The sequence below is a fragment of the Nocardia farcinica genome, assembly GCF_029867845.1.
In the GTDB taxonomy this organism is placed as follows: Bacteria; Actinomycetota; Actinomycetes; order Mycobacteriales; family Mycobacteriaceae; genus Nocardia; species Nocardia farcinica_A.
The window spans coordinates 1-22,826 of sequence record NZ_JARWRU010000451.1; the positions used below are offsets into that span (position 1 = coordinate 1).

Consider the following 22,826-nt stretch of genomic DNA (forward strand, 5'->3'; position numbering starts at 1 on the left):
CCCCCCCCCCCCCCCCCGCGGGGCGGGCGGCGGCCCGCCGCCCCCCCCGCCCGCCCCCCCCCCCCCGCCCGCCCGCCCCCCCCCCCCCCCCCCCCCCCCCCCCCCCACCGCCCGGATGGGCTGCAGGCCCTGGCCCGCGGCCCACACGTCCTTCCACCGTTTGATCGACGCGCCGCCCGCGGTGTAGTTCTTCGTACCGGTGGCGGGTGCGAGATTGTCCGGGTCGAGGCCCTGGGCGCGGATGCTCTCGCGCAGCCAGGAAGCCGGGGTGCCGGTGATGGCGTCGCTGACGATGAGATCGTCGGGGTCCGCGTCGACCACCATCTGCTTGTAGGCGGCCTCGGCCTGGCTCTCCCGGCTGGCGAGGAAACGGGTTCCCATGTAGACGAGGTCGGCGCCCGCGGCGACGGCGCCCGCCACCCCGTAGCCGTCGCTGATGCCGCCGCCGATGACGATCAGGCCGTCGAAGAACGCCCGGATCGCGGAGGTGAAGGCGAACGGCGAGAGGTGACCGGTGTGCCCGCCCGCGCCCGCGGACACACACGCCATGCCGTCGACACCGGCCTCGGCGGCATTGCGCGCCAGGCGCATGTTCACCACGTCGGCCAGCACCAGGCCGCCGTAGCCCTTCACCACCTCCATCACCGGCCGCGGCGAGCCGAGGGCGGTGATCACGACGGGTGGCCGGTATTCGGCGATCAACCGCAGGTCCTCGGCCAGCCGCGCGTTGGTGCTGTGGGTGACGAGGTTGGCGGCCCAGGGAACCGCGTCCGCGCCGAGGGCATCGGTGATGGTGCCCATCCAGACGTCCAGGTCCTCGACGGTGCGGCAGTTCTGGGTCGGGAAGGAGCCGATGATGCCGGACCGGCAGGCGGCGACCACCAGCTCGGGGCCGGAGACGAGGAACATCGGGGCGGCGACGACGGGCAGGCGCAGGGCGGACAGCAGCGCGTCCGTCCCCGGATCGCGGGTCAGGGGTTCAGGGGTCATGATTTCCTCATTCGGGCGTGGTGGCGAGATCGGGCGTGATGGCGAGATCGGGCGTGATGGCGAGCAGACGGGCGACCGCGGCGCGATCGACCTTGCCGAGGGCGGTCGACGGGAGGGCCGGCACGCGGCGCACGAGCTTCGGGCGCTTGTATCCGGGCAGGGCCGCGCGGCAGCGGCGCAGCACCTCGTCGTCGGTGAGCTCGCTGTCCGGGGCGGTGGTGTAGGCGGCGACGATGCGCTGCCCCCAGACCGGGTCGTCCAGCCCGGCGACGGCGGCGTCGGTGAGCCCGTCGATATCGAGCAAGGCCTGTTCGACCTCGCGCGGATAGACGTTGTAGCCGCCGGTGATGATCATGTCCTCGGCGCGGCCGGTCAGGTGCAGGTAGCCGTCGGCCGAACGGAATCCGAGGTCGCCGGAGTGCAGGCGGCCGTCGCGGTGGCTCTTGCCGAGATCGGTTCTGGTGCCTGCGTCGTGGTAGCCCGGGCTCACCGAGGGACCGGCGATCACGAGTTCGCCGACCCGTCCGTCGGCGACCGCGTTGTCGCCGTCGCGGATCTCGAGCCGCACGCCCGCGCACGGCCTGCCGATGGCGGCGAGGATCGACTCGTCCCGCGTCATCCCCCGGTGGTGGTCGGCGATGTCGAGCACGGTCAGCGGCGGGATGGCCTCCACCATGCCGTAGTACTGCACGAGGTTCGGCGTGATCCGCCGGTACGCCTGCCTGATGTGCTCGACCGGCATGGGCGCGCCCGCGTAGGCGAGCATCCGCAGGCGGCGCAGCGGCGCGAGTTCCTCGTCGGTGTGGTCGAGCAACCGGGCGATCACCGTGGGCACCAGCGCGGTGTGGGTGCCGCCGTTGGCGGCGACGGCCCCGATCATCTCGGCGGGGCGGATGTGGTCGAGCAGCACCTGCTCGCCGCCCGAGGCCAGGAACGGCAGCACGAACAGGCCGCTGGTGTGGATGACCGGTCCGGCGTGCACGAAGACCGGCGGCTCGGGACCGTCCATGGTGCCGGCGAGCACGTGGTCGAGCATGCCGCGCAGGGAGGTCAGCCGGTTGGCGTGGGTGCGCATGGCGCCCTTGGGCAGGCCGGTGGTGCCGGAGGAATAGTGCAGGGCGCACAGGGTGTCCGGGGCGGGCTCGGGCAGCCGGACCCGCGGTGGCGCGCTCGCGATGATGTCCTCGAGCGAGACGAACTCCCCCGGCGTGCCGTTCCGGCCGGACGAGCCGTCGCCGCCGATGTCCGTGGTCCGGCCCGTGTTCGGCACGATGACCGGCGTGTCGGCGGCTCGGGCGAACTCCGCCGCGCCCTCGACGGCCGGATCGACGATGAGCGCCGCCGGACGGCAGTCGGTCAGGACGCGGGCCCAATCACGCGGCCCGACCCGGGGGTTGAGCGCGACGCGCACATACCCGCCGATGGTCAGGGCGAGGTCGACCTCGACCGCGGCCACCGAGTTGGGCAGGAGCACGGCCACCGTGGCGTTCGGCGGGATGCCGTGTCCCGCCAGCCCGGCGGCCATCCCGTGCACGCGATCGGACAGGGCCGCGAAGGTCAGGCTCCGCGCGTCGTCCCGCACCGCGACGCGCGCACCGAACCGCTCTGCGGCGGCACGGACGACGCTCGCGATCGACATCGACTTCGCGATCGACATGGACTCCAGACCTCCGTTCACTACAGTTAGTGAAGTAAACTACGACTCTGCCGGATGGTGCAACCACTCCCGGCCGACGAAGAGGAGAACCGATGACCCGGCCGGTGACCGACCCGCGCACCCCCTGGATCGTGGACGCGGTCCGCACGCCCTTCGGCGCTGCCCGCGGCGGGCTCTGCCACATCCGCGCCGACGATCTGGCGGCACTGCCGATCACCGACTTGCTGGCTCGCCACCCCGGCCTCGACCCGGCGCGCGTCGACGACGTGGTGTGGGGCAACGCCAACGGCGCGGGCGAGGACAACCGCAATGTCGCGCGGATGGCCACGCTGCTGGCCGGGCTGCCGCACACGATCCCCGGCGTCACGGTCAACCGGCTGTGCGGGTCGGGCGCGGAGGCCCTGCTCTCGGCGAACCGGCGGATCGCGGCCGGGGAGGCCGATGTGGTGCTCGCGGGCGGGTCGGAGAGCATGAGCCGCGCCCCGTTCGTGCTGCCGCCCATCGACTCCGCCTTCCCCCGGCAACTGGAGCTGACGCCGACGACCGTGGGGTGGCGCATGGTCAATCCGCGATTCCCCGCCCCCTGGGTCGAATCACTCGGCCGCTCGGCGGAACTGGTCGCCGAGTCGGCCGGCATCGGGCGTGGCGAGCAGGACGAATGGGCGCTGCGCTCCCACGAACTCGCCGCGAAGGCCTGGGCGGACGGGGTGCACGAGGGCTTCGTCGTCCCGCACGGCGAACTCGTGCGCGACGAGTCCATCCGCGCGACCAGCGCCGAGAAGCTGGCTGCCCTGCCGCCCGCCTTCTCCCCCGCGGGCGCCGTGACGGCGGGCAACGCCTCGCCGATGAACGACGGCGCGGTGGCGGCGCTGCTCGCCGGCGGGGCGGTGGTCGAGGAACTGGGCGTGCGGCCGCTGGGCCGGGTGCTGGCCTCGGCGGTCGTCGGTGTCGAGCCGGACCGGTTCGCCCTGGCTCCCGTCCCCGCCATCGTCAAGGCGCTCGACCGCGCGGGCCGGGGCCCGGCCGATGTGCGTGTGCTCGAGTTGAACGAGGCGTTCGCGGCCGTGGTGCTGGCCTGCCTGCGCGAACTGCCGCGGATCCCCGCCGAACGGGTGAATCCCATCGGCGGCGCGATCGCGCTCGGCCATCCGCTCGGCGCCTCGGCGGCCAGGATCGTGATCGACTGCCTGCGTCATCTGCGGCGGCTCGGCGGCGGGATCGGCGTGGCCGCGGCCTGCATCGGGGTCGGCCAGGGCATCGCTATTGTGTTGGAGGCCTGATTGTCCCGCAGGGCTGAGCACTGGCGATCTCACGGCGGCGAACGGCCCCGACCAGTGCCTCACCGCACACGGCGGACAGGAGGGACAGCGCGACACGGGAAGACGGGGGTGACGGTGACCGACGAGGCCGGCCACTCCCCCGCCGCGAGCCCGGTGGCGCAGACCATCGACCTGCTCGGCGACCGGGTGACGATGGCGATCCTGCGCGACGCCTTCACCGACCACGTGCGACGCTTCGGTGAATGGCTGGACCGCACCGGCGCGCCGCCCGCTGTGCTCACCTCCCGGCTCAACGCGCTGGTCGACGCCGGGCTCATGCGCCGCGCCCCGCAGCCGGGCGGCTACGACCGCCACGACTACCTGCTCACCGATCTCGGTCTGGCGACCTGGGAACTGCTGGTGGCGGTGTGGACCTGGCAGCGCGAGTGGTCCGCCGACGGCCTGCTGCAGCCGGAGCTGGTTCACATCCCCTGCGGGCACCGCGGCCCGCCCGAATTGATCTGCGGGCACTGTGGCCTGGTCACCAGGGCGCGCGACGCGCACACCGAGATGGACAAGGGCGCACTCGTGCTGGCGGGCAAGGGCTGGCGCAGGCCGACCAGGGGCACCGCCCAGGTCAGCCGGGCCGATCTCCAGTTCACCGAGGTCATGGAGGCCATCGGCGACCGCTGGAGCACACTGGTGACCGGGCTGGCGCTGTCCGGCGTGCGCCGGTTCGGCGAGTTCCGCTCGATTCTGGAGATCTCGCCCACCACGCTGACCGAGCGGCTGAGCAGGCTGACCGACGCGGGCATGATCGCCCGCGCCGAGGGCGACCGCGAGTACACCATGACACCCCGCGGCCGGGCGCTGTTCCCGATCTTCGCCTTCCAGGTGGCCTGGGCCCGGCTGGCCCATCCCGACGTGCCGCTCACCCAGCTCGGCCCGAGCCTGCACCACGACGCCTGCGGGCGGGTGTTCGCGCCCGCCTGGCGTTGCCGCGGCTGCGAGGCCACGCTCGCCCGCACCTCGGTGCGTTTCGAATCCTGACGCGCACGCGCCGGGCGCAAGGGACCTGTGTCCTCGTGCCGCGTTCCTTTCCGACATGACGTTGACAAACCCGCTGTGGCTTGGTTCACTTCAACAACAGTATCAAGTTGACGCGGATCGACCGCCGCTCCCGATCCCGCGTTCCGCTGCCGAATTCGCCCATCGTCGACAGGAACCCGCTGTCCATGTGCTCCGACCACCGTCCCGCGTTCTTCGACAGACATGCCGATCTCCTCGACCACGCGGTGCGGGCCAACCGGACCCGGTCCGCATGGACCGGTTTCGCGCCGATCACCCCGCCCACGCCCGGCCAGGCCGCCGCCTTCGTCGCCGCCTACGACGGCGCGCCGCTCGAGTTGTCCGGGCCGACCGCGGGTCGCATCACCGCCGATGAGCTGTCGCCGTACACCGGCAAGGCCCTCAACGTCACCTACAGCGCGCCCTCGGCGGCGGAGGCGCTGGACGCGGCGGCCGCGGCGGCCGGGGCGCTGCGCGCGGCCACCGCCGAACAGCGGGTCGGCGCGTGCCTCGAGGCGCTGACCCGAATCCATTCGCGCGGCACCGAATTCGCCGCTGTCACCTCACACACCACCGGCCAGAGCCTCGGCATGGCGTGCAGCGGCAGCGGGACCAACGCGCTGGATCGCGGGCTGGAGGGCCTGGCGATGGCGTGGGCGGCACTGCGGCGGGCGCCGGAATCGGTGACCTGGCAGGCCACTTTCGGCACGACGCCGGTCACCCTGCGCAAGCGCTACCGCACCCGCCCGCTCGGCGCCGCGCTGGTCGTGGCCTGCGCGTCCTTCCCGGCCTGGAACGCCTACCCGGCGATGCTGGTGAACCTGGCCACCGGCAATCCGGTGCTGGTGAAACCGCATCCGCGTTCGGTCCTGGCCACCGCCCTGGCCGTGGGCGTGCTGCGCGATGTCCTCGGTGAGGCCGGCCTGCCCGTCGACGCCGTGCAGCTGGTGGTCGACACAGTGGCGGAGCCGATCGCCGGACAGCTCGCCACCGACCCGGCCGTCCGCATCGTCGACTTCACCGGCAGCCCGGCCTTCGGCTCCTGGTTGGAACGCCACTGCCCGCAGGCGGTGGTCTACACCGAGACCGCAGGCGTGAACACCGTCGTGCTGGATTCGGTGGGCGACCTCGCGGCGACCATGCGCACGCTGGCGGGCGGGTTGGCGCTGTTCAGCGGGCAGATGTGCACCACGCCGCAGAACATCTACATCCCGGACGCGGGCGTGCGCACGGACGCGGGCACGGTCTCCAGGGACGAGGTCGTCGACGCGCTCCGGGCGGCACTGGACGAGCTCGCCGCCGCGCCGCGCCGCGCCGCCGCCGTGTGCGGGGCGCTCCAGTCCGAGCACACGCTGGACTCGCTGCGCGTCCTCGCGGCCGAGGCCGAACGCCGTGGCACGCTCGTGCGGCCGCCGGTCGCCTACGCCCATCCCGACCATCCGGGCGCGCGGGTCGCCACACCCGCGCTGATCCGAGTCGATCCCCGGCGCGGCGATCCCCTGCCCCCGGGCGAGCAGTTCGGGCCGGTGGCCTTCCTGATCGACTGCGCCGACACGGCGGCGGCGGTCGCGCACGCCACCGACAGCGTCCGCGCGCACGGCGCCATCAGCTCTTATCTGTACTGCACCGACGACGCCCTGGTCGACGAGATCGCCGACGCCTACGCCGACGCGGGCGCCTCGCTGTCGGTGAACCTGGTGTCCTCGATGCCGATGCAGTACGCGGCCGCCTACAGCGATTACCACGTGACCGGCCTGAATCCGGCGGGCAATGCCACTCTCACCGACGAGTCGTTCGTGGCGGGCCGTTTCCGCCTGGTGCAGGACCGCAGGCAGGTGGCGGGATGACACAGTTCCAGCCCGGCGTCTTCGTCTACGACACGGTCCGCACCCCGAAGGCGCGGGTCCGGCGGGCGGGCGGGACACTCGCCGAGGTGCCCGCCCACGAACTGCTGGCGCAGGTGCTGAACGCGCTGTGCGAGCGCGGCACCCCGGCCGACCGGGTCGACGAGGTGGTGATCGGCACCAGCACCACGGTCGGCGAGCAGGGTGGTGACGTGGCCCGCGCCGCACTGCTGTGGGCGGGCTGGCCCGACGAGATCAGTGCAGGCGTGGTCTCGCGGCTGTGCTGTTCGGGCCTGGACGCCCTGGCGACCGGCGCGGCCGAGATCGCCGCTGGCAGCGCACAGGTCGTGGTGGCGGGTGGCGTGGAGTCGATGTCCCGGGTGCCGATGATGGCGGATCGCCCGGCCTTCGCCACCGACACCGCGCTCGGCGATCGGACCGGTTACGTCCCCATCGGGGTCTCCGCCGACCTCACGGCCGTGCGGTACGGCTTCACCCGCGCCGAACTCGACGCCGCCGCCCTCGCCTCGCACCGGCGCGCGGCCGCGGCGCCCACCTGGGAATCCCTGGTGCCGGTGCGGGGCCAAGAAGGCGTCCTGCTGGCCGGCGACGAGGGCGCTCGGCCCGACACCACCGAGGAGACCCTCGCCGCCCTGCCCCCGCTCTTCGGCGACGATCCCAGCTGGGAGCGCGTCGAACAGCGACTGCCCGGCATGACGCGCCCGGAGACCGGCCTGCACACCGCGGCCACGGCGCCGCAGTCCGCCGACGCGGCCGCCGTGGCGGTGCTCGGCAAACGTTCGGCCGCGGCGCTCTTCGACCGGCCGCCAATGGCGGAGATCGTCGGCGCCACGCACGCGGCGGTCCGCTCACCGCTGCTGACCGCGCCGGTGACCGCCGCGCGGAAGGCCATCGCCGCCGCGGGCATCTCCGTCGAACGGCTGGACGTGGTGGAGGCCAACGAGTCCTTCGCCGCCTCGCCGCTGGCGTTGATCCGGGAGCTCGGTCTCGACCCGGAGAAGGTCAATCCCAACGGCGGTTCGATGGCCACCGGACACCCGCTCGGCGCGGCAGGCGGTGTGCTGCTGGCCAACGCGCTCGACCACCTGCGCCGCGTCGACGGCGAGTTCGCCCTGATCACCGTCCCTGCCGCCCTCGGCATGGGCTCCGCACTCGTCGTCCGACGACTGCGCTGACCTCCCGGGCGCCGTCCCGGACCGCTCCCCACTCCCGGCCACACCCATCGAAGGAGATGGACGCCATGACCTCCACCGCGGAACACCCGCCCGCCCACCGTCTCCGCCCCTGCCACCCCGACGAGCGCGTGCGCGACTACCTCGCGCGCGGCTGGTGGCGACCCGAGACCGTGCTCGACCTCTTCGACGGCCACGTCGCCGAGCGCGGCGACCGCCCCGCCCTCACCGACGCTCCCAATCTGCCCGCCCTGTGCGGACTGACGCCGCGCTCGCTGACCTGGCGCGAACTCGACACCGAGATCGACGAACTCGCCGCCCGCCTGTACGGCCACGGCATCAGGGCCGGTGACGTGGTGGCGGTGCTGGTCCCCAACTCGGTCGCGTTGACCGAGACCTACCTGGCGCTGTGGCGGCTCGGCGCGATCGCCGCGCCCATGCCCGCCTCCTACCTCCGCCACGAGCTGAGCCGCATCGTCACCTCCTGCGGGGCCGTCGCGGTGATCACGGTGACCGCCTTCGGCGATCGCGCCCCGCACGAGGAGGCGCTGTCGCTGATCGGCGACACCGGCTCGCTGCGCGGCGTGTTCACCTTCGGCCCGGCCGCGGGCACCTCTGCGGTGTCCTTCGACGACCCGGCCCCCGACGCCGCGGCCGTCGAGGAGGCGAGGGCCTACATCGCGGGGCTGCCCCGCTCGGTGAACAACTGCCTCACCATCTGCTGGACCAGCGGCACCGAAGCCGCCCCCAAGGGTGTGCCCCGCTGCTCCGGTGACTGGCTGGCCATCGGCCAGGCGGCCCAGGACGGCATCCTCGCCGACGCGGACTCGGTGATCGTCGGCCCGTTCCCGATGGTCAACATGGCGGGCTTCGCGACCTCGCTGCTGCCCTGGCTCTTCGGCGGCAGCCACCTGGTGCAGCACCACCCGCTCGATCTCGGCGTCTACCTGTCGCAGATCCAGAGCCACCGCGCCACCCACACCAGCATGCCGCCCGCCATTCTGGCGATGCTGTTGCAGAACACCGCCCTGCGCGAGCAGTTCGACCTGTCCTCGCTGCGCACGGTCGGTTCCGGCGGCGCGCCGTTGCCGCCGAGCGTGGTGCGCGACTGGCAGGTCGGCCTCGGCATCGACGTGCTGAACTTCTTCGGCTCCAACGAGGGCATCTGCCTGCTCGGCGTGCCCGCCGACACCCCCGACCCGATGAAGCGCGCGGAGTACCTGCCGAACTACAGTTCGCCCGCCAAGCAGTGGTCGACCTCGGTCGCCGAACGCACCACCGTCCGCCTGGTCGCCCTCGACGGCGAGACCGAGGTGACCACACCGGGCGAGCGCGGGGAGCTGCGGCTGAAGGGGCCAACGCTGTTCGCGGGCTACCTGCCCGGCACCGCCGAGAGCAGCCCGTTCGACGAGCAGGGCTTCCTGCGCACCGGCGATGTCTTCGAATTGTGCGGCGAGCAGGGCGAATACCTGAAGTTCGTGGACCGGAGCAAGGAGATCGTCATCCGCGGCGGCATGAACATCGCCCCCGCCGAGGTGGAGGGCCTGCTCATCGCCCATCCCGGCGTCGCCGACGTGGCCGTGGTCGGCTACCCGGACGCCGTGCTCGGCGAGAAGTGCTGCGCCGTGGTGGTTCCCGCGCCGGGACAGCAGGTCACCCTGGAGTCGCTGGTGGACTTCCTGCGGCAGCAGGAGGTCGCCTCGTTCAAACTGCCGGAGAAGCTGGTGATCGTCGAGAGCCTGCCGCGCAATCCGGTCGGCAAGCTGCTCCGCCGCGATCTGCGCGGTCTGGCCGCCGGAGACGGACAGCCGTGAGCTCGGCACCGGGGCCGCGCCCGACGCCGCGGGGCACCGGCGAGGAACTGGCCGAGGCGCTGACCCGCATGCTCGACGGGCGCCTGCCCGGCAATCTGGGCATGCGGGTGGTCTCGGCCGAACCCGAGCGCGTGGTCGGCGAATTCACCGTGCACGAAGGCCTGCTGGCGCCCAACGGCTATCTGCACGCCGCCTCCGTCGTCGCCCTGGCCGACACCATGTGCGGTATCGGCACCCGGCTGTCCATCCCCGCCGACGCCGCCTTCACCACCGTCGAACTCAAGAGCAACCACCTCGGCACCGCCCGCGCGGGCCGAGTCACCGCCACCGCCACCGCCGTGCACTCGGGCAGGCGCACCCAGGTGTGGGACGCCACCGTGCGCGACGAGCACGGCCGCACGATCGCGCTCTTCCGCTGCACCCAGCTGGTGACAGAAAGGGAACCGACCATGACCATCGACCAGCCCATCGCGGTCGCCCGAACCGCCGCCCCGGCCGTCGAGAACCCCTATCTGCTCGGTGTCTTCGCTCCTGTCCGCGAGGAGCTGACCCTCGACGACCTGCCGGTGATCGGCGAGATCCCGAAGGACCTCAACGGCGTCTACCTGCGCAACGGCCCGAACCGTCAGTTCGCCGCCCCCGGCCGCTACCACATGTTCGACGGCGACGGCATGATCCATGCCGCGCACTTCGACAACGGCACCGTGCGCTACCGCAACAGGTACGTGCGCACCCGCGCCTTCCTGGAGGAATCCGAGGCAGGCCGCGCGCTGTGGACCGGCCTGATGGAGAACCCGGAGAACAATCCCTGGGGCAACGGCCACGGTCTCGGCATCAAGGACGCCGCCAACACCGATGTCATCTACCACCGCGGCCAGGTGCTGGCCACCTGGTATCTCTGCGGCACCCCCTACGCCGTCGACCCGCTGTCGCTGGAGACGATCGGCGCGCAGGACTTCCTCGGCACCTTCGCCGGCGACATGATGGCCCACCCGAAGGTCGACGAGGCCACCGGCGAGCTGCTGTGGTTCGACTACGGCCCGGACATGGACCACATGCGTTACGGCATCATCGGCGCCGACGGCACCCAGACCCATCTGACCACGGTCGACCTGCCCGGCCCGCGCCTGCCGCACGACATGGCCATCACCCCGAACTACTCGATCCTCATGGATCTGCCGCTGGTGCAGGACCACGAGGCGCGGCGGGCGGGCAAGTACCGCATCTACTACGACCGCGAGCTGGTCTCCCGTTTCGCGGTGATCCCCCGCCACGGCACCGGCGAGCAGGTGCGCTGGTTCGAGGCGAAGCCCTGTTACATCTACCACGTGGTCAACTCCTGGGAGGAGGGCGAGCAGATCGTCATGGATGTGTGCCGGGTGAAGAACCCGCAGCACCAGTCCACCTTCGACCATCCGCTGGCCAGCATGCTCGCCTACATGCGCCTGGACGCCCAGCTCTACCGCTACCGCTTCGATCTGCGCACCGGGACCACCAGCGAGCAGGCCCTCGACGACGCCAACATCGAGTTCCCCAGCGTCGACTCGCGCATCATGGGCCGCCCGCACCGCTACTCCTACAACATGAGCCTGGCCAACGAGCCGACCCTGCTTTTCGACGGTCTGGTGCGCTTCGACTCCTCGACCGGCGCCAAGGAGGAGCACAAGTTCGGGCCAGGCCGCTGGGGTTCGGAGGCGCCATTCGCCCCGCGCGACGGCTCGACCGGGGAGACCGACGGCTACCTGGTCTGCTTCGTCGACGACGAGGCCGAGGACCGCGGCGAGATCGACATCTTCGACGCCGCCGACGTGACGGCCGGACCGCTGGCCCGGGTGCTGCTGCCACAGCGGGTGCCGTCGGGCTTCCACGCCACCTGGGTGCGCGCGGAGCAGCTCGCCGCCGCCGCGTCATGACCAACTGGTCGCTCGAGCGGAATTCATCACAAATCGGAGGAAGCATCTCCACTTCTATGTGACACTGAGGTCATGGGCGTGTCGCGGCGGCAGTTGATGAGCTACGGCGCGGCCGGATCGGCACTGCTGCTCGCCGGGGCCTCTCTGGCGAGCAGCAGCCGCTTCCGCACACCCCGATGGTCGGAGAACCCGTTCACCCTCGGCGTGGCCTCGGGCGATCCCACCCCCGACGGATTCGTGCTGTGGACACGGCTGGCCCCCGACCCGTTCGCCCCGGACGGGCACGGCGGCACCGGACCGCACCCGGTGACGGTCGAGTTCGAGGTGGCCGAGGACGAGGCCTTCACCCGGGTGGTGCGTCGCGGCGAGGCGACCGCGGCCAGGGAGCTGGCCCACAGCGTGCACCCGGAGATCCGGGGCCTGGAGCCGGACCGCTGGTACCACTACCGCTTCCGGGCCGGATCGGCGCTCTCGCCCGCGGGCCGCACCCGCACCGCGCCCGCCCGGGGCAGCCACCCGAGCAGACTGCGTTTCGTGTTCGCCTCCTGCCAGGCCTGGAACGACGGCTACTACACCGCCTACGACCACATCGCCGAGGAGGATCTGGACCTGGTCGTCCACCTCGGCGACTACATATACGAGGACGCGCTGACCGCCCGCCGCCACGGCAGACCCTTCGAGTCGCACCTGCGCTCGGAGGCGCGCGACCTGGCCGGGTACCGGCTGCGCTACACCCTGTCGAAGGTCGAGCAGCCGTTGCAGCGCGCACACGCGCGATTCCCGTGGCTGGTGACCATGGACGACCACGAGGTGGACGACAACTGGGCCGCGGACTCCTCCGGCCTCGATCTCGACATCGACAATCTGCCCGCCCTGTTCCGCCGCCGCCGGGCCGCCGCCTTCCAGGCCATGTACGAACACCAGCCGCTGCGGCTGGCCCAGCTGCCCGCGGGTAACCGCGTCCACCTGCACCGCCGCTACCACTACGGCAGCCTGGCCGACATCACCATGCTCGACACCCGCCAGTACCGGACGCTGCCCGCCGTGCGCAACGGCGACATGACCACCGACCTCGGACCGCGCTCCGACCCCTCGGCCACCATGCTCGGCCGGGAACAGCGGGACTGGCTCGTCGACGGCTTCGCCCGCTCCGAGGCGCGCTGGCACATCCTGGGCAATCAGGTCGTCATGGCGCAGACCGACCACGACCCCGGCCCCGACGTCGCGGTCTCCACCGACGCCTGGGACGGTTACGTGGCCGAGCGCGCCGAGGTGCTCGCGGCCGCCGTCGAACGCGGCGTGCGGAACCTGGTGGTCATCACCGGTGACCGGCACGAGAACTACGCCGCCGACCTGCGCGGCGACTACACCGACCCGGACTCCCCCGTCGTCGGCAGCGAGTTCACCGGCACCTCGATCACCAGCGGCGGCGACGGCGTGGACATCTACGAGCACGGCAAGCGCCTGCTGGCCGCCAACCCGGACCTCAAGTACTACAACGCCCAGCGCGGCTACGTGCGGGTCGAGGTGGATCGGCAGTTGTGGCGCAACGACTTCCGCGTCGTGCCCTATGTGCAGCGGCCGGGCGCGCCGGTGCGCACCGATGCCACCTATATCGTCCAGGACGGCGTGCCCGGCGTGCTGGAGGCCTACCAGCCGGACCGGCCCACCCCCGCCGACCTGCGCGTCCGCGACGAGGTGGAGGAGCTGGCCCAGGTGGTGGACGGGGCGCGCTGACCGCGGACCCAGCCCGGCGCGGTCCAGCGTGGTGATGATGGCCGCACGAGTATCGGGCCGCACGGGTATCGGATAGCCTTCGCGTGATCGACAGTCACGAGCTCTCCCGTTGCGCGCACAGCGAATGTCCAGGAGGTTGCGGTGGTCGGTGGTTCCAGATCTCGGTTGTTCAGAACGGCGGCGGCGCTGGTGGGGGCGGCCGCGTTCGCGATGTCGGCGATGGGGTGTGACTCGGAGCCGGGCGACTCGGAGCCCGCGGGTGCGGCGGACCGGGAGGCCGCCGCGGTGAAGGCCTACACCTACACCTATCCGCTGGTGTCGGTGGAGGTGACGCGACGGCAGTCGACGAACCTGCCCGCGGCGAATCCCGCGATCGGCGCCGCGCCGATGAACCAGCCGGCGCCGCTGAGCTTTCTGCCCGACGCGAACTTCACCGCCGTGGTGCGGCCGAACGTCGACACCATGTACGTCTCGATGTTCTTCGACGTGTCGCAGGAGCCGCTGGTGGTGAGCGTGCCCGACATGGGCGACCGCTACCACCTGTTCCCGCTGCTGGACATGTGGACCGATGTCGACGCCTCGCCCGGCCCGCGCACCCTCGGCGTGGTGCACGGCTACGAGTTCGCCATCGTCGGGCCCGACTGGGAGGGCACGCTGCCCGAGGACGTGATCGAGTACCGGCTGCCCACCGACGCGGGCTGGATGATCGGGCGCATCCAGGTGGACGGCCCGGAGGACGTGCCGAACGTGATCGCCATCCAGAACCAGATCCGGGCCACGCCGCTGAGCGCGTACGGGCAGCCCTACACCCCGCCCGCCGACAACCCGGTGAACCCCGACTGGCCGCGCGAGCAGGAGGTGGCCCGCTACGTCCACGACCTGACGCCGCAGCAGTACTGGGATCTGTTCTACTCCAGCCTCTCGCACACCCAGACCCGCCCCGAGGACGGGCCGCTGCTCGAGGAACTGGCGCAGATCGGCTGGTCGCCGGACGAGCCGCTCGACCTGGCCGCGCTCCCCGACGACGAACGCGCCGCCTGGGAGCAGGCCTGGCCGAAGGCGCTGTCGCAGATCGCGGGCGACCTCGGGGAGGAGCCGGTGAACGGCTGGAAGACCGCGCGCGGCACCATCGGCGACTACGGCGACGACTACACCGCCCGCGCCGTCGTGGCCTACGCCGGGCTCGGCGCGAACCTCCCACAGGACGCGCTCTACCCAGGCACCTCCGTGGACGACCGCGGCGAGCAACTCGATTCCGCGAACACCTATGTCCTGAGCTTCCCCGCCGACGAGGTGCCCCCGGTGCAGGCCTTCTGGTCGCTGACCATGTACGACGAGCGCGGCTTCCTCGTCGCCAACCCGGCGAACCGCTTCGCCGTGCGCGGCGAGACCCACGCCACCGCCCCCGACGGCACCGTCGACATCTACATCCAGCGCGAGAGCCCAGGCCTCGAACGCGAGGCCAACTGGCTGCCCGCGCCCGCCGACGGGCCGTTCAACCTGATGTTGCGCGCCTACTGGCCGGACGAGGCGATCATCGAGGGGTCCTGGAACCCGCCCGCGGTCACCCGCACGAACTGACGGGTCGGCGACAGCGTTGCCGCGGCACCCGCTTCAGCAGCGTGCCGGTGGGCGGGCGGGGCAGTCCCCGGCTCAGAGCGCCTCGAGGATGGTGGCGTTGGCCTGACCGCCGCCCTCGCACATGGTCTGCAGGCCGTAGCGGATGCCGTTGTCGCGCATATGGTGGACCAGCGTGGTCATCAGGCGCGCGCCGCTGCCGCCGAGCGGGTGGCCGAGTGCGATGGCGCCGCCGTTGGGGTTGAGCCGCTCGGCCTTCGCGCCGGTGTCGGCGAGCCAGGCCAGCGGCACGGGCGCGAACGCTTCGTTGACCTCGAACACGCCGATGTCGTCGATGCCGAGGCCGCTGCGTTCCAGCGCCTTCCGGGTGGCGGGGATGGGCGCGGTCAGCATGATGACCGGGTCGGCGCCGGTCACGACGGCGGTGTGCACGCGCGCCAGCGGTGTCAGGCCGAGCTGCTCGGCCTTCTCGCTGGTCATGATCAGCAGACCGGCCGCGCCGTCGCTGATCTGCGAGGAGTTGCCCGCGTGGATGACGCCGTCCGGCTTGAAGGCGGGCTTCAGGTCGGCCAGCGTCTCCACCGAACTGCCGCGCCGCACACCCTCGTCCGCGCCGACCTGCACGCCCTCGGCCGTGGTGACCGGCGCGATCTGGGCGTCGAAGCGGCCCTCGTCCTGCGCGCGGGCGGCCTTCTCGTGGGAGGCGACGCTGAACTCGTCGAGCTGCGTGCGGGACAAGCCCCACCGTTCGGCGATCATCTCCGCGCCGATGCCCTGGTTGGGGACCACGCCGTCGTAGCGCTCCAGGAACGCCGGGCTCATCGGGTTGCCGCCGGTGACCGCGGCGCCCATGGGCACCCGGCTCATCGACTCGACACCGCCTGCCACGACCACGTCGTAGTGTCCGGCCACCACGCCCGCGGCGGCGAAATGCACCGACTGCTGGGACGATCCGCACTGGCGGTCGACGGTGACACCGGGCACCGACTCGGGCCAGCCCGCCGCCAGCACGGCATTGCGGGCGATGTCGAAGGTCTGCTCGCCGACCTGTCCGACACAGCCCCACACCACATCGTCGACCACGGTGGGATCGATGCCGGTCTGCTCCGCGATCGACCGCAGCACATGAGCCGACAGGTCGACGGGATGGACGCCGGACAGACCACCGTTCCGCTTGCCGACCGGCGTGCGCACCGCCGCCACGATCACCGCATCACGCATGAGAACCGCCTCCGATATTCCTGTTGTCCGATCATCCCGGTGATGATCGAGTACCTGTTCCGCGTCACCGTGGGTTCAGCTTCTCGCCGAGTTCACGGCGGAGATCGGCTTTGCGAACCTTGCCGATGGCTGTCCTGGGCAGAGCCGCGCGGACGTCGAGATATTCCGGCGTCTTCTGCCTGGTCATGCCGGCCGCGGCGAAATGCGCGCGGATGTCGTCGAGGGTGGGCGGTCCGGCGGGGCCCGGCACGACGACCGCGCCCACCTTCTCGCCGTAGTAGGGATCGGGCACGGCGACCGCGGCGGCGTCGGCCACGCCGGGACAGCCGAGCAGCACGTCCTCGACCTCGCGCGAGGAGATCGTCTCGCCCGCCCGGATGATCACGTCCTTGGCCCGGTCGGTGATCGTCAGATAGCCCTTGGCGTCGAGTCTGCCGATGTCGCCGGTGCGCAGCCAGGGTCGCCCGCCGTCGCCCCGGTCGAGCCAGGTCCCGGCGTCGAGGGCCGGATCGCGGTAGCCGGCGAAGGTTTCCGGGCCACGGCAGATCACCTCGCCGTCCACCCCTGTCGGCACCTGTGCCCCGGTCTCGTCGACGATCGCGACCTCGACGCCCGCGCACGGTCTGCCGTCGGTGAACTGCCGTTTGGCCAGCGGATCGGTGGCCGTTCCCGAGGACACCGTCGGATGCTCGGTGGAGCCGTAGCAGCGGAAGGCCGATATGCCGAGCCGGTCCGCCCTGGCGACGAGGTCGGCGGGCACGGTGGCCGCGCCGACGAGATAACGCGCCAGGCTGCCGAGTTCGGCTCCCGCCTCTAGCGCGTCGAGCAGGGTGGCCAGATGCAGCGGGGTGCCGGAGGTGCTGGTGATCCGGTAGCGCGGAATGAGTTCGAGCGCGAGATCGGCGTCCCAGCCGTCCAGGAAGACCGTCGACCTGCCGAGCAGCAGCGGCCGCAACAGCGACACGACACCCGCGATGTGGCCGAAGGGGAAGGAGACCAGCCCGACCGCCTCGTCCTCCTCTCCCAGTCCGCCGGGGGCGCTGCGGATCTCGGCCAACACGCCGGCGCCGGTGTGCTGGACGCCTTTCGGGGCCGCGGTGGTGCCGGAGGTGTAGTTGACGATGGCGATCTCGGGGTCGGCCGGTGCGCGATAAGCGCCCGCGGCCTCGGCGAGCTCGTCGACGAGTTCCACGCGGGTGCCCGCCGCCCGGAAGGCGGGGGCGCGCTCGGTGTAGTCGATCGACCGCCACTGTCTCGTGGTCAGCAGCAGTGTCGCCCCGGACTCGCCGAGCACGAACTCGGTCTCGCGCTGTCCGTAGATGTGCACCAGCGGGACCAGCGTCGCGCCGCTGATCAGCACCGCCGCGTAGGCGACCGCGGCTTCGACCGAATTGGGCACCTGCACGGCGGCGACTGTCCCCGGGCCGTGGCCGCCTTCCTGCATCCAGCCCGCGAGTGCCTGTGCGCGCCCGAGCAATTCGCCCACGGTCGTCTCGGACACGCCCGCCGCGGTGTGGAAGCGCAGCGGGCTCGACCCGTGCGTCCGGGCGGCCGCGGTGAGCGCCGCGATCAGTGAGCTGTTCGCCGACTCCGTTGTCAGGACCATGCGTTCGTTCTCTTCAGGAGCGGATCAGCGCGACACTGTTGCGGGCGTATTCGGCGCGTCTGCGGGCGCTGGTCAGAAAGGACGGCGGCGAGAGGAAGACCAGATCGCGCGGCAGCGAGTCGTCGGCGCGCCGTTCGGCGAGTCGCTCGGCGGCCCGGTCGGTGCTGCCGTACACGGCGACGGCGTCGAGCATATCGTCGGTGACGGCCGCGGCCATCCCGTCGATGTCGCCCTGGGCGAAGGCGGTGCGCAGCCGCGCGACCTGCTCGGTCCAGCCGTGGTGCTCGACGTAGGGGTCGTAGGTCTTCACGGTGAGGTAGAAGCCGACCATGCGCCGGGCGTCGCGGGCGGCGCGCGCGGGATCGGCGTCGTCGACGGCGGTGATGAGCCAGCCGTGTTCGAGCCAGCCCTCCCGTGCCGAGGCGGCTGCGGGGCGGACCACCTCGTGCCACCAGCGCCCGGTGAACAGCCCGTGCCCGATCATGCCGTCGGCGTGTTCGGCCGCGGCCGCCACCATGCGCCGGTTGAACCCGGCGAACAGCAGTGGCACGTCGAGCCTGCCGAGCACCGGAGCCTGCACCCGTGCGTTCACCCGGTAGTACGGGCCCTCGTAGCGCACCCGTTGACCGTTCTCCGCGTGCAGCCAGGCCCGCACCGCGCCCGCGAGATCGACCATCCTGGCCACCGGCCGGTCGGCCTCCACGCCGAACCAGTCACGGTTGATGGAGTACGCGCCCGATCCGAGGCCGCAGAACAGCCGTCCCGGCGCCTTGCGGTGCAGGGTCCTGATCGCCGAGGCGTGCGCGTAGGGCGTGCGGGCGAAAGCGTAGGCGATGGAGGTGCCGACCCGCGCCGAACTCGTGCCGTCCACCATCTCGGCGAGGACCTCGTAGGCGTCGTTGTCGACGAAATCCCCGGTGCAGAAGGCGGTGACGCCCGCGGCCTCGGCCGCCCGCGCCACGTCAGCGCCCGGCCACGGCAACCCGAACTCCATATCAGCACCTTCCGGCCTCGATCAGTTATCTATTTGTACTATGTTATCTGTGAATACGCAGTAGTTCGGGGCCACTGCCCCGGCCGAGCCCCGAAGGATGGAGGCCCCCGTGACCGAGGCTCGTCCCGCGCCCGCAGGCGTACTGACCGACGAGGCTTTCGAGCGCTCCCGCAAGCGGATCGGAATCCCCGACCGGCCGCTCACGCCGCACAATCTCGAGGTCACCGCGGACGGGACCAGGCACTTCGCCTACGGCTACGGCGACGACAACCCGCTGTACTGCGATCCCGACTACGGCAAGAACAGCCGCTGGGGCGGGCTGATCGCCCCGCCGAACTTCGTCTACACCATGGGCGAGAACGCCGCGCCGCCGCTGACGCCGGAGCAGAAGGCGATCATGAAGGGCGACCCGTTCGCCGGGCTCGGCTCCTATCAGGCCGTCATGGAATTCGAGTACTTCCGCCCACTGCGCCTCGGCGACCGCTGCCGGGTGCTGCGCTCGCAGGTGGGCGTGCGGGAGAAGCCGTCCGCGTTCGGCGGCCGCACCGCCCACGTCACCAACGACTTCCTCTTCGCCACCGGCGACGGCGACATGGTGGCCGTGCAGCGCGGCACCTGGATCAACGCCGAGCGGCACACCAGCAAGCAGCGCGCGGGCGTGAAACCGCCGGTCGACGTGAGCTCTGCCTACACCGAAGAACAGCTCGCCGAGATCGACGCCGCCTACGACGCCGAGACCCGCCGCGGCGCCGAACCGCGCTACTGGGAGGACGTGCGGGTCGGCGACGAACTCCAGCAGCGGGTCAAGGGCCCGCTCACCGTCACCGACATCGTGGTCTGGCACGTCGGCTGGGGCATGCAGCTCACCCCGCCCGGCGCCTTCGCCATCTCCCGCGGCGTGCGCAGGAAGGTGCCCGGCCTGTACCCGCCGAACGCCCGCAACATCCCCGACACGGTGCAACGCCTGCACTGGGAGCCAGAACGCGCGCGCGAACTGGGCATCCCGATGAGCTACGACTACGGCGCCATGCGCGAGACCTGGCTGACCCACCTGATCACCGACTGGATGGGCGACGACGCCTGGCTGTGGAAGCTGTCCTGCCAGCACCGCAAGTTCAACTACATCGGCGACACCTCGTGGGTGCGCGGCCGGGTCACCGGCAAGTCCGAGACCGAGCAGGGCCATCAGGTCGAGCTGGAGGTGTGGGTGCAGAACCAGCGCGGCGAGACCACCACGCCCGGCAGCGCGGTGGTGCTGCTGCCGAGCCGGGATCGAGCGGTCACGCTGCCCGCGCCGCCTGCGAACAGCCTCGAGGGGATGCTCGAGCACGAGATCGCGCGATTCGCGCAGTAGCGGTACCCGGCGCGGCGTCCCGATCCCGCGCCGACCTCAGCGCAATGTCCACTTCGGCTTGGTGAAGCCTTCGCGGGAGACCTCCGCGGTGCCGATGGGGTTGCCGCGCATGGGGTAGTTCCACGCGACCGCCTGGGCCGCGGCCCGGTCCATGCCCAGCGTCTCCCACACGGCCTTGACCGTGCCCTGCACCGCCACCGTCGGTTTGGCCGCGATCCGGCGCGCGAGTTCGTCCACGCGCGCGTGCAACCGCTCGTACGGAACCACTTCCGAGACCAGGCCGATCTGGTACGCGCGCTGCGCCGACATGCGCTCGTCCAGGCCGAGCAGCGCCCAGCGCATGACCTCGCCCAGCGGCACCCGCCTGGCCAGGCCGATCGGTTCGAGCGCCGAGGTGAGGCCGTAGGAGACGTGCGGGTCGAAGAAGGTGGCGTCCTCGGCGGAGACGATGAAGTCGACGTCGTTGAGCCAGTAGAAGGCGCCACCGGCCACCATGCCGTGCACGGCGGCGATCACCGGCTTCCACACCTTGTTGGCCCGCGGCGACAGGGCCCGCCCAGGGTCCTCCTCGTTCCAGATGTTCTCCGGCAGGTCGAGGCCCTCGCCGACGTCGATGCCGGTGCAGAACGCCTTGTCGCCCGCCGCGCGCAGGACCGCCACGTGGATGTCGTCGTCGCGGCGCACCCGCGCCCAGATCTCCGGGAACTCCGCGAGCATCCGGCGGTTGAACGCGTTGAGCGCCTCCGGGCGGTTGAGCGTGATGGTGGCGACGTGGTCGGCGACCTCGAACAGCACGGTCTTGTACGGCATCTGGCGTCTACCCCTTCCGGCGTGGTTCGCGCGGCATGCCGAGCGCACGCTCGGCGATGACGTTCTTCAGCACTTCGGTGGCCCCGCCCGCGATGGTGTAGGCGCGGGCGTAGAGGAAGGCGTCCTGCCACCATCCCCCGGCCACGGCCGCCGCATCCCCCTCGGCGAGGATGGCGTTCGCGCCCTGCAGGCGCATCCCGGTCTCCGCGAGCGCGAGATTGGTCTCGCTGAAGAAGATCTTGACCGCGGCGGCATCGGCGGGGCCCTCGGTGCCGGCCAGCATGTGCGACTGCACCGCCTTGCTCATCGCGTCGCTGACCAGCACCCTGGTGGCGATGCGGCCGATCTGTTCGGAGTCGCCGTCGAGGGCGAGCAGGTCGTGCAGGTGCTGGATCAGCTCGACGGAACCGGCGGCCACCCCGCTGCGCTCGTGCGCGAGGCTGGAGCCGGCCACCCGCCAGCCGTCGTTCACGCGGCCGAGCACCCGGTCGGCCGGGATGCGCACGCCGTCGAGGAAGACCTCGTTGAAATCGCTGGTGCCGGTGATCTCGCGCAGCGGCCGGACCGTGATCCCCGGTGTGTTCATGTCGAGGATGAACGCGGTGATGCCCGCGTGCTTGGGCGCGTCGGGGTCGGTGCGGGCCAGCAGATAGCCGATGTCGGCGTGGTGGCCGTTGGTCGTCCAGACCTTCTGGCCGTCGACCACCCACTCGCCGTCGTCGCGCACCGCACGGGTGCTCAGGCCCGCCAGGTCACTGCCCGCGCCCGGTTCACTGAACAGCTGGCACCAGAGGTGTTCGGCCGAGCGGATCTTCGGCAGGAACTCCGCGCGCTGTTGCGGCGTGCCGAACTCGATCAGCGCGGGCGCGGCCAGCCCGGTGGCCGCGCCGATCGGCCCCCAGGTGCCCGCCCTGGCGATCTCCTCGGCCACGATGAACGCCTCGGACGGGTCGTAGTCGGCGCGCCCGCCGTATTCCACCGGCCAGTCCGCGCCGAGGAAGCCCGCGGCGAACAGGTCCGCGGTGAATGCGCGGATCGCCGGAACCAGTTCGGGCGCCGGTGCGCGCACACCGGTGTGCTCCTTGGGTCCGGGATTGCGTTCGGCCACGAAAGCCCGCACGCGCGCGCGAAACTCCTCCAGCCGCTCGGACGTAACGATCCGCATCGTCGTGGCACCCCTTGCCCGCCGCTCCCACGTGCCGCCGTCTCGGCATCGTCAGCACGGCGGCATCGAACATAGTTAAGATAGATTGTTTAGTTAGATGATTACCGCTGTTGGTTGATAGCATACCGACGCCGAGCCCGCCCGCGACTCCGCCGAATCGCCCGGACGCACTCGCCGCCTGACAGAACCACCACCCGACAGACTCCCCCGACAGAAGAGGCCGACGCGTGGACTTCGAACTCACCGAAGAGCAGCGGCTGCTGCGCGAATTCTCCCGCGCCATGCTCACCGCCGCCTGCCCGCCCGCTCTCGTGCGCGCGGTGGCGGACGCGGGCACCGACGGTGACGACGCGTTGTGGCAGAAGGCCGTCGAACTCGGCTGGCCCTCGCTGGCGGTCGCCGAGGACGCGGGCGGCGCCGGTCAGGGCGTGATCGAACTCTGCCTGGTCGCCGAGGAGGTGGGCCGGGCCGCCGCGCCTGGACCGTTCGCGGAGAGCGCCCTGGTCGCCGCGGCGGCGGCCGGCGGCGGCGCGCCCCGCGGCCGGGGGGGCGGGCAGGGCGGGGGGCAACACAAAGGGGCCCGGGGGGGCCCCCCCCCCCCCCCGGGCAGGCCCCCCGCCCGG

General features: G+C 71.8%; 17 protein-coding genes. 10 read left to right on the forward strand and 7 right to left on the reverse strand.

The annotated features are described in order from the left end of the window. Together QH283_RS09690 and QH283_RS09695 are read right to left on the reverse strand one after the other, a co-directional pair. The coding region (locus tag QH283_RS09690; protein WP_280502680.1) for an NAD(P)H-dependent flavin oxidoreductase at positions 1 to 990 on the reverse strand (990 nt) is incomplete at its 3' end. 7 nt (positions 991 to 997) lie between these two features. After that, positions 998 to 2,647, reverse strand: coding sequence for a class I adenylate-forming enzyme family protein (locus QH283_RS09695; protein WP_280502681.1), 1,650 nt, complete (start codon positions 2,645 to 2,647; stop codon positions 998 to 1,000). A gap of 92 nt (positions 2,648 to 2,739) precedes the next feature. Between QH283_RS09695 and QH283_RS09700 the strand changes: the two genes are divergently transcribed. From QH283_RS09700 to QH283_RS09735, 8 genes are all read left to right on the forward strand, one after another. Next, a complete protein-coding gene (locus QH283_RS09700; RefSeq protein ID WP_280502682.1) occupies positions 2,740 to 3,927 on the forward strand; it encodes a thiolase family protein in 1,188 nt (395 codons plus the stop codon). A 108-nt stretch (positions 3,928 to 4,035) separates the two neighbouring features. Further along, the gene (locus tag QH283_RS09705) at positions 4,036 to 4,956 is read left to right on the forward strand and encodes a winged helix-turn-helix transcriptional regulator (RefSeq protein ID WP_280502683.1); all 921 of its coding nucleotides are present in this window, start codon (positions 4,036 to 4,038) and stop codon (positions 4,954 to 4,956) included. A gap of 107 nt (positions 4,957 to 5,063) precedes the next feature. Further along, a complete protein-coding gene (locus QH283_RS09710; RefSeq protein WP_280502684.1) occupies positions 5,064 to 6,821 on the forward strand; it encodes an aldehyde dehydrogenase family protein in 1,758 nt (585 codons plus the stop codon). Continuing rightward, positions 6,818 to 8,014, forward strand: coding sequence for a thiolase family protein (locus tag QH283_RS09715; protein ID WP_280502685.1), 1,197 nt, complete (start codon positions 6,818 to 6,820; stop codon positions 8,012 to 8,014). The genes QH283_RS09710 and QH283_RS09715 overlap by 4 nt, the downstream gene beginning before the upstream one ends. 65 nt (positions 8,015 to 8,079) lie before the next feature. Further along, positions 8,080 to 9,825, forward strand: a complete 1,746-nt coding sequence (locus QH283_RS09720) for a class I adenylate-forming enzyme family protein (protein WP_280502686.1) — start codon at positions 8,080 to 8,082, stop codon at positions 9,823 to 9,825. Then, positions 9,822 to 11,738, forward strand: a complete 1,917-nt coding sequence (locus QH283_RS09725; RefSeq protein WP_280502687.1) for a carotenoid oxygenase family protein — start codon at positions 9,822 to 9,824, stop codon at positions 11,736 to 11,738. Before QH283_RS09720 ends, QH283_RS09725 begins: the two co-directional genes overlap by 4 nt. Positions 11,739 to 11,810: 72 nt before the next feature. Continuing rightward, complete coding sequence (locus tag QH283_RS09730) at positions 11,811 to 13,475, forward strand: alkaline phosphatase D family protein (RefSeq protein ID WP_280502688.1); 1,665 nt, start codon at positions 11,811 to 11,813, stop codon at positions 13,473 to 13,475. Between the two features lie 219 nt (positions 13,476 to 13,694). Continuing rightward, positions 13,695 to 15,056, forward strand: coding sequence for a DUF1254 domain-containing protein (locus QH283_RS09735; protein WP_280502689.1), 1,362 nt, complete (start codon positions 13,695 to 13,697; stop codon positions 15,054 to 15,056). Between the two features lie 72 nt (positions 15,057 to 15,128). Here the strand turns inward: QH283_RS09735 and QH283_RS09740 are convergent, their stop codons facing one another. The 3 genes from QH283_RS09740 to QH283_RS09750 all read right to left on the reverse strand — a co-directional run bounded on the left by QH283_RS09740 (position 15,129) and on the right by QH283_RS09750 (position 18,874). Beyond that, entirely contained in the window at positions 15,129 to 16,274 is a 1,146-nt protein-coding gene (locus QH283_RS09740) for a thiolase family protein (RefSeq protein ID WP_280502690.1), read from the reverse strand. A 64-nt stretch (positions 16,275 to 16,338) separates the two neighbouring features. Next, positions 16,339 to 17,880, reverse strand: coding sequence for a class I adenylate-forming enzyme family protein (locus QH283_RS09745; RefSeq protein ID WP_280502691.1), 1,542 nt, complete (start codon positions 17,878 to 17,880; stop codon positions 16,339 to 16,341). A gap of 13 nt (positions 17,881 to 17,893) precedes the next feature. Next, on the reverse strand, positions 17,894 to 18,874 hold the full coding sequence (locus tag QH283_RS09750; RefSeq protein WP_280502692.1) for an LLM class flavin-dependent oxidoreductase: 981 nt from the start codon (positions 18,872 to 18,874) through the stop codon (positions 17,894 to 17,896). 109 nt (positions 18,875 to 18,983) lie between these two features. On the opposite strand from QH283_RS09750, the gene QH283_RS09755 reads away from it, so the two are divergent. After that, positions 18,984 to 20,228, forward strand: a complete 1,245-nt coding sequence (locus QH283_RS09755) for an FAS1-like dehydratase domain-containing protein (RefSeq protein WP_280502693.1) — start codon at positions 18,984 to 18,986, stop codon at positions 20,226 to 20,228. Between the two features lie 36 nt (positions 20,229 to 20,264). Here the strand turns inward: QH283_RS09755 and QH283_RS09760 are convergent, their stop codons facing one another. Together QH283_RS09760 and QH283_RS09765 are read right to left on the reverse strand one after the other, a co-directional pair. Continuing rightward, positions 20,265 to 21,038, reverse strand: coding sequence for an enoyl-CoA hydratase/isomerase family protein (locus QH283_RS09760; RefSeq protein ID WP_280502694.1), 774 nt, complete (start codon positions 21,036 to 21,038; stop codon positions 20,265 to 20,267). Between the two features lie 7 nt (positions 21,039 to 21,045). After that, positions 21,046 to 22,203, reverse strand: a complete 1,158-nt coding sequence (locus QH283_RS09765; RefSeq protein WP_280502695.1) for an acyl-CoA dehydrogenase family protein — start codon at positions 22,201 to 22,203, stop codon at positions 21,046 to 21,048. Between the two features lie 227 nt (positions 22,204 to 22,430). On the opposite strand from QH283_RS09765, the gene QH283_RS09770 reads away from it, so the two are divergent. Then, a partial coding sequence (locus QH283_RS09770) for an acyl-CoA dehydrogenase family protein (protein WP_280502696.1) occupies positions 22,431 to 22,826 on the forward strand: 396 nt, incomplete at its 3' end.